Here is a 12,263-nt window from a genome sequence, read left to right on the forward strand (position 1 = left end):
TTTCTGATTTATTCAGCGGCTTTTTTTGCGATGAAAGAAGGCGATTCTTCAACTTTCTTTGCAGCAGCGCTTTTGTCCATTGGGTTATCAGTATGGGCAAAACGGCCAGATAACTTGGCGCCAGCTTCGACCGAGAGGTTTTCATGATAAACATCGCCGTTCACTACGGCGCTTTTCTCAAGGCGAACAGTTTTTGAGCGAATTTCCCCTTCAACATTACCGCGAATAGTAACATTGTCTGCTTTGACGAGGCCTTTAACAGATCCTGTTTCACCCATAACAAGGCTACCACAGTTAATATCGCCCATCACTTTACCATCAAGTTGAAGTTCACCTGAAGTTTTTACATTGCCTTCGATTTGTACATCTGAACCAATAATTGACGGCGCGGCCATATTGCTTCCTCCTAGATTAGTTACGTTTCTTGTGCGGGTAGCCTGACCATCAGGTTTCGCTTGTTTCTTTGTGTCTTCGTTGGATTTCGAGAACATCTTTTCCTGCCTTTATAAAGGGTAGTGGGTCGATTACCTTTCCATCAAACCATACTTCATAGTGAAGATGTGTATCAGTTACACGACCCGTTTTACCCATATCACCAATTCTATGGCCAAGTTCGACGATATCGCCTTTCTTAACTCTTAATTTTCTCATGTGGCCGTAACGGGTCCGAAAACCGTTCCCGTGATCAATTTCAACCATACGGCCATAGGGCCCCAACCATCCTGCTTTCACTACCTTGCCTGGTGCCGCAGCTTGGATTGCGGTGCCGGGCCAGCCTGCAAGGTCTACAGCATAATGGTTTGACCATGTTTTCTTAATCGGATCTACCCTGCGTCCGTATCGGCTCGAAAGATAATATTTTGCAGCAGGTTCACCGACTGGGAAGCTTTCTAACATCATTGTGACGATCTTAAGGCGTTCCTGATTTTCGATAATTTGTTCGAAAACCTGCCCGTCATTTGCGTTGAATATACCTTCAAATTTTAACGACGCTTCATAGGGACCACCAACAGCGTTAATTTGATTTTTGCTGGCAAGGTCTATGAATTTTTCTGATGAAACAGCCGTTGGTTTTAATATGGCTTCAATGTGATCTTGTTCAGCAGTCAATGATGCCAAATAATTTGTAGCAATTTGTTCTTGTTGTTCAGCGAGTTTCTGAAGTTTTGATAATAAAATTTCGCGGCGCTCACGGGTTGTCAAAACTTCTGTAACTTCAATTTTTTCTTCACCTAACCATCCTTCAAAAAAAGAGGTGGCCGACGATTGTGTTTGATCTGGAGCAGTTTCTAGTGGGTTTTCTGTGGGCGCATCATCACTGGAAACTTCAATCTCATTTCCTGAAATGCTTTGTTCAAGAAAACGCTGACGTTCTTCCAGTTTGTTCGCGCGGCGTTCGATCTCTTCCTCAAGGGCAGAAAAATCATTTTCCAATGAATTATAATCGGCTGAAATATTCGCGATTTGCTGGTTCTTTTCTTCCAGTGTGATATCGCGGGTCAGGTATGCATAAGAGGTGATAATACCCCAAGCGAATGCGATGATTATGGAAAGGGCCATAGTCATCTGAAAATAACTATTGATTGTCAGAAAACGGACCCGGCCTTCGCTACGCAAGAAGAGTTGGCGCTCAGGAAAATATTTGGCTTTAAATGACAAGAATTTTTTGCCGAAGCCTTTTATTCGGTTTGTTTCAGTAGTCAAAAATTTTGTATGCTGTTGAGCATACCCCCATGCCAGTATTGTTCTCAGTGCTCATAGGGTGACTTCGTGTCAAAACTATGATGCAAACCGTGATACTTAGAACCCTCCCCAGAGTTCCTATCAGTTAAGTGCTAATATGTTCCTTATAGTGCATTGAGCATATCTGCAAGCGGTTCGTAAAAAGAAGGCACCATTCCAGCTTCTAAGCGAGCAGGGTGGTTAAACGGACGTTTAAGTTGCCCTTTAAAGTATTGTTTTACAAGGGACTGAAAACAGTCTTCGGTGTTATGGCCTGCTTTTTCCGCTAGGTAGGAAAACCACTTGGTTCCCGCAGCTACGTGCGAAACTTCTTCTTCATAGATAATTTTAAGTGTTTTCGCCGATTCGCTATCACCAAAACGTTCAAATCGGTCTATCATCGCCGGCGTTACATCGAGCCCGCGAGCCTCTAGTACCATGGGCACAATCGCGAGGCGTGCCGAAATATCATGCCTTGTGACCTCTGCGGATTGCCAAAGGCCATCATGAGCAGGTAAATCACCATATTTACAATCTAGCGCATTCAAGCGATCGCCCAGCATTGAAAAATGCCTTGCTTCATCGTCGCCAACCTGAATCCAATCATCTGTAAAATCCCGTGGCATTTGCTTGCCGAAGCGGGCAACGATATCAAAAGCCAAATCAATGGCATTTAGTTCAATGTGTGCTACCGCATGAAGAAGGGCTTTACGGTTTTCGATATTCCCCGCTTTTCGGCGCCGCGGCATTTGATTTGGGTCTAATAATTCTGGCTTTTCTGGACGTTGGGGACGCAAATTGGGTTGTGCGGAAAACTGAAACGGTAATTCTCCGGCTTGCCATTTGCGAGCAACCATACGAGCGGTTTCAACCTTTTGAATTGCATCAGGGGTTTCAAGCACGGCAAGCGATGCCGTGCTTATGTCAGTGAAATTAACTTTGCTCGAAACGCTCATAGACTTTAAAGAGCTTTCGCTGCCTCAAGAACAGCCTCAGCATGGCCCTTGACTTTCACCTTGCGCCAAATCTGCTGAATAATACCGTTTGCATCGATTAAATAGGTGGCGCGTTCAATTCCCATGTATTTTTTGCCGTACATGCTTTTTTCGACCCAAACGCCGTAAGCTTCAATCATTTCGCCTTCTTCATCGGATACCAGATCAATCGCCAGTTCCTGCTTGGCAATGAAGTTGTTATGGCGACGAACAGAATCCTTAGATGCGCCCAAGATAACCGTGTTTGCAGCATCAAATTCGTTTTTAAGCGATGTGAAGTCTTTTGCTTCTGTTGTGCAACCGGGGGTGCTGTCTTTTGGATAGAAATAGAGAACAACGTTTTTTCCAGCATAATCGGATAATGAAATCGTTTGATCGCCGTTTGCAGGTAATGAAAATGAAGGGGCTTTGTCGCCAATACTAAGTGTCATTGAATATCTCCGTTAATCTGAAACGTTGTTTTCTACGTGTTCATTTGGATAATCGATTATCGTCTGGAAATGCTTGTATATCGTAGACTGCCATTTTAACAAGTTACCTTTCAGTATATCGAAATTTTCCTGTTTCGTTGATTTGCATAGAATTTCTGTCAAACCGATGGAGAACGCTTCGTCATCAAGCGTTTTTTCGCCGTGACATAAGCGCAAAACCGATTGAATATTTTGCATATATTGACGTGCTGCAATGAGGTCAGAACATATTTGAGGGTCGATCAATTGATGTTCTAAAAGATTGTTGAGGGCAGTATCGATATGACTTGAAAAAATCTGTGGATAGTTTTCACCATGCTTCAAAAGAAGATACTGACAAATAAATTCGATATCAACTAGGCCACCTTTTGCATGTTTGATTGCCCAAGGGCTAACCACCTTATTTGCATCCCTAAGCTTTTGCCGCATATTCGATATGGATTTGAGTAGGGTTTCCTGATCACGTTCTTTGGTTAAAATTGTGCGAATTTCGCTGACAAGTTGGTCTTTGAAGTGTGTTGGCTCCTTAATGATACGTGAGCGTGTTAAGGCCATGTGTTCCCAAGTCCATGCGGACTTGCCGTAGTAATCGCGAAAGGTATCAAGGGTTACAACCAGTGGCCCCTGGTTACCTGACGGTCTTAGTCTTGTATCAACTTCATAAAGTCTGCCTTCGGATGTCAGTGCTGTTATCGCTGTGATGATATTTTGCCCAAGTCTTGAGAAATATTGACTGGGGCCAAGCGATCGTTGCCCATTAGAGGCCTTGCTCATATCATCAATATAATAAAGGAAAACGATATCTAAATCAGAAGTGTGGGTTAGTTCGGAACCGCCATATTTACCCATAGCCAGTATAGCAATGCCGGCGTTTTCAAACGAACCATAACGATCCTGAAATTCTGCTTCGACGCACGGAATAAGGCATTTCAATATAACATCAGCTATAAGCGCTAAGGATTGCATTGCTTCATCGGTTGATGCGATGCTTTCAAGCATTTGAACGCCTATTCTGAATTTATATTCTTCTGCAAACTGTCGTGTTTTGTCGAGGATATCTTGATAGTCCTGAGCATTATCAATCAAACTTTGAAGATACTCAGTTAACTCTGTTTCATTTTCTATTGGGGCAAAAAAATAGGGCTCAAGTAACAGTTCCCAAAGCATTGGTTTTTTTGCAAGCGTATCAGCCAGCGCTGGTGCCAAACCCATGACGCGAGCGATTAATTTGAAGAGTGACGGGTTTGCTTGAAATAGAGCAAATAACTGCACACCCGCTGGTAGCTTAGCGATGAATGCATCAAAGCGGGTTAGTGCTGCATCTGGATCGCTCATTTCGGCAAATGATGCGATCAACCCGGGTAAACATTCTTCCAGAAGTTTTTGGCTTCGATCCGTTCGGAGTGCACGGTATTTTTGGGAACGCCAGCCGCTTATAATGTTTGCAATGCTGGACGAGGCGGAATAACCAAAAGTATTCAATGTCTTTTCAAGGTTGGCAGCAATGAAGGATTGCTTATCCTGTTCCTGATCGTCAGGCATAAGCTCTTGGTAGGTTTTGCTCACGTATCTGGTACGGTAAAACAGGCTTTCTTTGAGTTGATCATCGCCGTCATATCCCATGAATTTACACACCAAAATTCTTTGATCATCGTCTTCCGGTATAGTGTGTGTTTGTTCATCGTTGATCATCTGGATACGATGTTCTAGCGTTCGCAGATATATGTAGGCATCGCGAAGGCGGTCACGAGTATCGCTTTCTAATAATTTTTCTTCAACAAGCGCATCCAAAGTTTGGAGTGTAGCTTTTTTACGGATTGCTATATGTCGACCGCCGTATAATAGCTGATTAATTTGAGCAAAAAATTCTATTTCCCGTATGCCGCCTTTGCCAAGTTTGACGTCGAAGCCTTCAAAGTCTTTGTCTGATTGTTCAAAATGGGTGTTGATATAATGCTTTATCGCTGCAATGTCTTGGATGGCAGCGAAGTCCATGCTTCGTCGCCAAATCCAGCTAGAGAGATTATCAAGATAGGATTGTCCGAGTTTTTTATCACCAGCGATTGGCGTTGCTTTGATCATTGCTGACCGTTCCCAGTTCGCGGCAACAGTGTGATAATAAGTTTCTGCTGCTTCAATGGAGATTGCAACTGGAGTAGAGCCTGGATCTGGACGTAACCTTAGGTCAGTTCGAAAAACATATCCGTGCATTGTTCTGCGTTCCATAATTTGCATCAATTCCTGCGTTATCGATACGAAGAAATGCTTTATGGATTTGCGGCCAGTATAGTTGACTTTTGAAGGGTCATAGAGGGCAATAAGATCAATATCGGATGAATAATTTAATTCATTGGCGCCAAGTTTCCCCATGCCGAGAATAAAAAAGCCACAATACCGTACAATGTTGATATTAACCGTTTCACTATCACCAATATCTAATTCAATATTACCTTTTTGCGCTTCCCGAGTTAATAAGAAAGCAAGGGCGGTATTTAAAGATTGGCTGGCAAAATCGCTAAGGGCTTTTGTTGTCTTATGAAGAGGCCATTCTTTGACTACATCCGCATAGGCGCATGTCAGCGCCACCTTTGCCTTCAGTATGCGTAGATTTTCCATTAAATCTGCAACGCCGCTATTTTTAACGTAAGGCTTACTTAATTCTTTCCATATAATATCAATGGTGAAATCAGGTCCATTTGCAAATAACTGGGCCGTAAATTCAATATTACGCTGTGCAATTGCTGATAAAAATGGGCTGTTTCCGAACAAACATGCAATGTTCTCTTTTTGGGAAGGGTTTAAATGAGAGGGCGGATTTTGCTCGGCAAGAAATTGTTCAAGCTTTGCCGTAATTTCGTCTGTTTTTTCTGTATATTGTGGTATTGGGTTTTGTATGTTTAGGTCGGTAGACATGAAGTGTAACCCGTATAATATCACAAAGGTGATGGTTAGTATTAATGGTGTGACACTAGACGAATGTTCGCTATTGTACCAAGTAAATTAAGAGACTTGAGTGGTTGTGAGAACAAATAGGTACAAACCTTGAAAAAATCAGGAAAATTGTTTGTTCGGTCTCTTGTTAGTTTAACGACCGTTTTTACTTTGCTTTTGTGTTTGTTGGTTGCGCGATTGATTATTGCGCCCATTGACCTTGAGTTCGCAAAAGAAGAAATCGACAACCAAGTCAGTGAATTGTTACCAGGATGGCAGGTATCCTATCAGAAAGCTACGCTGGGTTGGGATTGGCAGGCTGTTAGGCCTTGGATTGTTATTTCTGATTTACGCCTGGTAGATCGACGGGACAGATTGATCAGTGAAATACCAAGTGTTCAGGTGGGAACCAGTTTCTCAACTTTGTATGGCAACATTAAAATTTCATCAGTTAACGCGCAGGGTGCTAGGGTTGATATCCTCGATATTGGTGCCTTCAGTGATGATGAAAATACCGACCTTGATACCGATCTATTTGGTGAAACGGGTGTCCCAAACCTAAATATTTTGAAGCCACTGTCCGAAGCCTTTAGTCGATTTAGTAATCGCCTCATCGTGGCCGCGCCAAAATTTAAAGATTTGAATATTCAAAACACGACTGTCACGGTTAACCGCGGAGAGACTATCGAGCCAGCACGATTATCTGCCTCGTCAATAACGTTAGAACGCCATGACAATACGTTGATGGCGAGTAGTACAGTTGATGTTACCCTTGGGGGCATTATTCCCACACGCGTTAGTGTGGGGGCGGACATAAATCCGGAAGAAAAGGAGCTTGATTTAAGACTATCCTTTTCTGAACTCGTGCCAAAGGATTTGGTTGGGTATCTACAATTACCAGACTTTTTTACGTCATTGGATTTTCCTTTTTCGCTTCAGGTGGATTTCACCCTTGATGCAGAGGCTGGACTGAAGCAGGCATATTTCCTGACACATATCGACAAAGGAGTTCTTTATCATCCTTCATTGTTTCCCAAAAAGGCACCGATTGAATTTGGTAATATCTCCGCACATTTTGACCCACAAGAGCAAGTGTTTGTGTTTGATGAGCTCGAACTCTCGCTTGGTAAGCCAAGGGTTCTAGGCAGCGGTGTTATTTATTGGCTCGATGATGAAGAACGCCCCGGGGTTCGCTTCAATGCGTCGCTTGAAGCTGCAACCATTGATGAAGTTTTAAGCTTCTGGCCAATTGCTCGTAAACCCGATGGCTCTGAAAAAGGGGGGCGTGCTTGGGTTGCCAAGCATATGATCGGCGGGGAAGCAAAGAATGCCAAGTTTAACCTTGATCTGCCGCCTGATGGTAAATCAACGCTCAAAAGCGGTAGCCCCTATGAATTGAACTTCACTTTTGATGATATTGATACTCACTTTATCCTCTCGATGCCTCCAGTACGCGGCGCAAAAGGCCACGCATTTTTGACGGAAACAGACCTGGATATCATCATTGATTCTGGTACGCTTGTGGGGTTACCCGTAACAGAAGTGAAGGCTGAGCTTACAAACATTAACTCACGGGATAAATCATACGGTAGTTTTAATTTCGAACTAGCAGGCCCTGTTCCAGAAATTTTAAACCTCATCAACAATCCGCCACTTAGGATTCCTGACAAGATAAAGCTCGATATCAATCGTTTTGACGGTACTGCACATGCAAAAGCGCGAATTGGTACGCCACTTTACTTAAAACCGGGTGAAAACCCGCTTTCTTATGATGTCACGGCGGAACTTAGTAATCTCAGTGTTACCAATATTCTTGATGGCGAGGGGATTAGGAATGCAAATGCTGTTATGCACATAACGCCTGAAGCGATCGAAGCAAAGGGAAGGGCACGATTAAATGGTGTTTGGTCTGACTTCGTTTGGCATGAGGATTTAATTGGTGGGCGGGATAACGCGGACCTACAGACAACCCAGATTACGGCTTCTGGAACGACAGATCAGAATGGATTGGAAGCGCTAAAAATAGCTACTAGTCAGTATCTGAATGGGGAAATTGATTTTGAGGCAAAGCTATCCGGTCGTAATTTTGCTTTTTCATCTATCGATTTTACGGCAGATGCAGCCAAGTCAAAGCTGATGCTACAGGAACTTGGTTGGGTTAAAATACCCGGTGTTCCGGCAACAATATCAGGAAAAACACGGCTATCGGATAATGTGGTACATTTGTATCCATTGACGATAAGTGGAGAAGATATCGACGCCACTGGTGATTTTAAGTGGATAAATAATAATTTGTCGGGAACGTTTGTTGCTAAACAGTTAGGGCAAAATAGTTTTACTGCGGATGTTACCTTGCCGCTTAACGACAAATCACGTGTAACGGTGAAGGCAGAACGGTTGGACCTCAGGCCATTCCTGACCAATGCAGAAGCTTCCAATGCAAAAAATGAAAACAATACCGCGACTGAATTATCTAAAACCACCCAAGAAAAACAGGCTTCAAAGGCAAACGAAAAAGCGAACGCTCGTGACATAGTTGAGTTATCAATTGCCTCAAAAGAACTATTGCTTCTGAACGGAGAAGCTTTGTCTGATCTGAAGTTTCAGGGAACAGTTATTTCTAACCAGCCTTATGAAATTTCGGCGGATGGAAATATTCAATCTTCAGGTTCGCCCTTTTCACTTAGCCTAAAACCTCTTGAACAGGTTTTTTACACGCCCACGCAGCAGAAACTTGTCCTGCAAAGCGAAAATGGCGGTGCTGTGATGCGAGGATTGGGTGTTTTCCCACACCTCAATGGCGGTGTTTTGAACCTTGATGTTTCATCGGTTGGTTGGGCAGATACTTGGCGCTTGGAGGGCGAGGTCGAGATCGATGATACCCTCCTGGTGAACAAAGCAACGCTTGGCGAGAAGGTTACAGAAGGCCTTATTGAAGGTATCGAGGAATATGTTGATAGCGAAGGATTAGCTCTCAATGTTGTCGAAGTACCTTTCCTATATGATAAAGGCCTTTTGGACCTGAATGGACTGAAAGCAAACGGTGGTTCCCTCGGTATGACAATGGAAGGCCAACTGGATACTAATAGCGGTAAAATAAATATGAACGGTGTTATTGTGCCAGCTTATGGTTTGAACTCTTTATTGGGTAAAATCCCGTTAGTGGGTGCAATTTTCTCTGGCGGTGAAGGCAAGGGATTGTTCGGTTTTACCTACAGAATCAAGGGAGCCACAGATAATCCGGATGTTGATGTGAGCGCGCTTTCCGGTATTGCACCGGGCTTTCTTCGCGGTATTTTTGAAGGAGGTAAAGGTAAGGTCGAGGATGTGGAGTTACCAGAAGAGGGTGAAGTTAAAAACGACACAGCATCAGTTGCTAAGGACGGTCAAAATGATGATAAAGTTAGCAAGGATATAGAGACTGATAGTTCAAGGGTGTCGCCAAAAAACCAGACCGAACCAAAAGAAGATGATAAGCCACAATATTAAAGGTATAAACATTGGGGCAAAGTAATTTGCCCCAATGTGCATCGCTATTCGCAGATAAATCGTTATTCGCTGATAATGAGAGCGTGACGTTTTTTACCGGCGGAGAGTTTGATTTTTCCATCGTTCAACATGTTGCTACTCAAGACCAAGTTTTCAGTTTCTATCTTGGTATCGTTCAGTTTCAATCCACCTTGTTTCATCAGGCGGCGAACTTCACCTTTTGATTTGCCGAGGCCAGCCTCAACAAAGGCATCGATTATATTAACTGATGCGTTTAAATCCATTTTGAAGGTTGGTAGGTCATCACCTGCACCGCCCTTGATGAAGGTTTCGCGTGCTGTTGATTCTGCCGTTTTTGCAGCGTCTGCACCTCGGCACATGGCCGTTGCAGCATTAGCGAGCGCTATTTTCGCATCATTAATTTCCGCGCCTTCAAGCGCTTCAAGGCGCCGGATCTCATCCATAGGCAAATCAGTGTACAATCTTAGAAAACGTCCTACATCACCGTCATGGGTATTGCGCCAGAATTGCCAGTAATCGTAACTGGATAACATGGCTTCGTTTAGCCAAATTGCGCCGTTTACGCTTTTGCCCATTTTTTTGCCATCCGCCGTGGTAATTAAAGGCGTTGTAAGGCCGTATAATTGATCACCGTTCACGCGCCTACCAAGTTCGATACCATTAACAATATTACCCCACTGGTCCGAACCACCCATTTGCAGGCTACATCCATGTGTTTTGGAAAGTTCCATGAAATCATACGCTTGCATGATCATGTAATTGAACTCAAGGAAGGTAAGCGGTTGTTCACGATCAAGACGTAGTTTTACACTGTCGAACGTAAGCATACGGTTGATTGTGAAATGTGTTCCAATTTCTCTCAGGAAATCAATATATTTAAAAGTGCTCAGCCAATCATCGTTATTAACAAGCTTTGCATCGGATGGATTGTCACCGAATGTAAGGAACTGTTCGAAAATACTGCGAATACTTGCCATGTTTTCTGCAATTTTTTCGTCTGTTAGCATTTGGCGTGTTTCATCACGGCCTGATGGATCACCAATCCGTGTCGTTCCGCCGCCCAGTAACACAATGGGGTTGTGTCCACATTTCTGGAGCCAATGCAACATCATAACTGAAACAAGGTTACCAACATGGATAGAGGGGGCTGTCATATCATAGCCCACATAAGCAGTGATTGAACCTTCAGACATTTTTTGGTCAAGCGCTTCCATATCGGTTGCTTGATGGATAAATCCTCGTTCAGAGAGAATATTTAAAAATTCTGACTTAAATGATTGATTTTCGTTTGACATTATTTGGTCCGTTTACTGCTATATAGCAAATTTCTTATAGTGATTGCGGCGAGTGGTTTAGCATAGGCCATGAAAAACACAAAGCCTCAAGCTGTAAAATAATGACCGAGTAGGAATATGCGCTATGTCAGCGAAAAACAAAACACTCTGTGCCGTGGGATTAATGAGTGGAACCTCCATGGACGGCGTCGATGCAGCTATTTTATATACTAACGGCGAAACCATAGAGCGCCATGGCCCATCATTGACAATGCCGTACACTGATGGATTGCGCAGTGATATTCAAAAGGCCGTTGAGGCAGCAGCAAATTTGCCAGCAATTACCAGTGACAACGAATTCATAAATGAAGTCGCTGATAATATTACGGATTTTCATAGCGACGCCGTGTTTGAATTAGAAAGTATGCTAGGGGCAGGTAGGGACCAGATTGATATCATTGGTTTTCATGGTCACACGGTAACACATAGGCCTGAACGTGGTTGGACATGGCAAATTGGTGATGGTGGTCGCTTGGCTGGAAATACAGGAATTTCGGTTGTCGCAGATATGCGAACAAACGATATGCTGCATGGCGGGGAAGGGGCTCCGATTGTCCCGATATATCATTCTGCACTTTTGAAGAAGAATCTGAAACATAAAACGATTGCGGTTTTGAATATTGGGGGTGTGGCCAATGTAACATGGGTCAAGTTTGATGAAACCGGAGAGCTTATAGATATTGTTGCCTTTGATACAGGGCCCGGGAATGCGCTCCTTGATGACTGGATGCTTGCCCATACTGGTAAGGCGATTGATTTCAATGGCGAAACCGCCGCTACTGGCCTCAAGCACGAGGAAATTATTATGGGGCTAATGGCGTCTCCTTATTTTGATGAAAAACCGCCTAAAACATTGGATCGTAATGACTTTAATATGCAATCGGCACGAGGTCTATCGTTGGAGGACGGTGCTGCCACACTTACAAGCTTTGTTGTCGAATCTGTAGTTGCAGCGCAAAGCCATTTTCCTAGCACTCCAGACGTTTGGTATATATGTGGTGGCGGGCGGCACAATACAACATTGATGCGCCGTCTTCGCCGTCATTTGCCGGCGCTTGTTGAACCAGTTGAAAGCCTTGGTTGGCGTGGTGATGCCCTTGAGGCTGAAGCGTTTGCCTTTTTAGCAGTACGGTCGCTTTATGGCCTTCCGCTCAGCCTGCCAAAGACAACAGGGTGTGAAATGCCGGTTACTGGCGGCGTTCTTCATAAAACGCGAAAGCGCTACGCACGGCGGTAAATAGTTTTATATGATAGGTAGATCAAAAAATAAGGCGGTCAGACCGCCTTATTTAATCATTAAA

8 protein-coding genes are annotated in these 12,263 nt (G+C 43.7%); 2 read left to right on the forward strand and 6 right to left on the reverse strand.

Annotation, left to right across the window (positions count from 1 at the left end):
• Positions 1-8: 8 nt before the first annotated feature.
• The 5 genes from KFF44_RS08345 to KFF44_RS08365 form a co-directional block, all read right to left on the reverse strand.
• On the reverse strand, positions 9-491 hold the full coding sequence (locus KFF44_RS08345) for a polymer-forming cytoskeletal protein (protein ID WP_255933298.1): 483 nt from the start codon (positions 489-491) through the stop codon (positions 9-11).
• Entirely contained in the window at positions 445-1,704 is a 1,260-nt protein-coding gene (locus KFF44_RS08350; protein WP_255933300.1) for a peptidoglycan DD-metalloendopeptidase family protein, read from the reverse strand. The genes KFF44_RS08345 and KFF44_RS08350 overlap by 47 nt, the downstream gene beginning before the upstream one ends.
• Before the next feature lie 143 nt (positions 1,705-1,847).
• Positions 1,848-2,678, reverse strand: coding sequence for a ferritin-like domain-containing protein (locus tag KFF44_RS08355; RefSeq protein WP_255933302.1), 831 nt, complete (start codon positions 2,676-2,678; stop codon positions 1,848-1,850).
• Positions 2,679-2,683: 5 nt separating this feature from the next.
• On the reverse strand, positions 2,684-3,148 hold the full coding sequence (gene bcp / locus KFF44_RS08360) for a thioredoxin-dependent thiol peroxidase (RefSeq protein WP_255933304.1): 465 nt from the start codon (positions 3,146-3,148) through the stop codon (positions 2,684-2,686).
• A 12-nt stretch (positions 3,149-3,160) separates the two neighbouring features.
• On the reverse strand, positions 3,161-6,100 hold the full coding sequence (locus KFF44_RS08365) for a bifunctional [glutamine synthetase] adenylyltransferase/[glutamine synthetase]-adenylyl-L-tyrosine phosphorylase (protein WP_255933306.1): 2,940 nt from the start codon (positions 6,098-6,100) through the stop codon (positions 3,161-3,163).
• A 129-nt stretch (positions 6,101-6,229) separates the two neighbouring features.
• Between KFF44_RS08365 and KFF44_RS08370 the strand changes: the two genes are divergently transcribed.
• On the forward strand, positions 6,230-9,607 hold the full coding sequence (locus KFF44_RS08370; RefSeq protein WP_255933308.1) for an AsmA-like C-terminal domain-containing protein: 3,378 nt from the start codon (positions 6,230-6,232) through the stop codon (positions 9,605-9,607).
• A gap of 62 nt (positions 9,608-9,669) precedes the next feature.
• Here the strand turns inward: KFF44_RS08370 and tyrS are convergent, their stop codons facing one another.
• The gene (tyrS, locus tag KFF44_RS08375) at positions 9,670-10,923 is read right to left on the reverse strand and encodes a tyrosine--tRNA ligase (protein WP_255933310.1); all 1,254 of its coding nucleotides are present in this window, start codon (positions 10,921-10,923) and stop codon (positions 9,670-9,672) included.
• 124 nt (positions 10,924-11,047) lie between these two features.
• Between tyrS and KFF44_RS08380 the strand changes: the two genes are divergently transcribed.
• On the forward strand, positions 11,048-12,199 hold the full coding sequence (locus KFF44_RS08380; RefSeq protein WP_255933312.1) for an anhydro-N-acetylmuramic acid kinase: 1,152 nt from the start codon (positions 11,048-11,050) through the stop codon (positions 12,197-12,199).
• Positions 12,200-12,263: the final 64 nt, after the last annotated feature.

It is taken from the genome of Kordiimonas sp. SCSIO 12610, assembly GCF_024398015.1.
Lineage (GTDB): Bacteria > Pseudomonadota > Alphaproteobacteria > Sphingomonadales > Kordiimonadaceae > CANLMI01.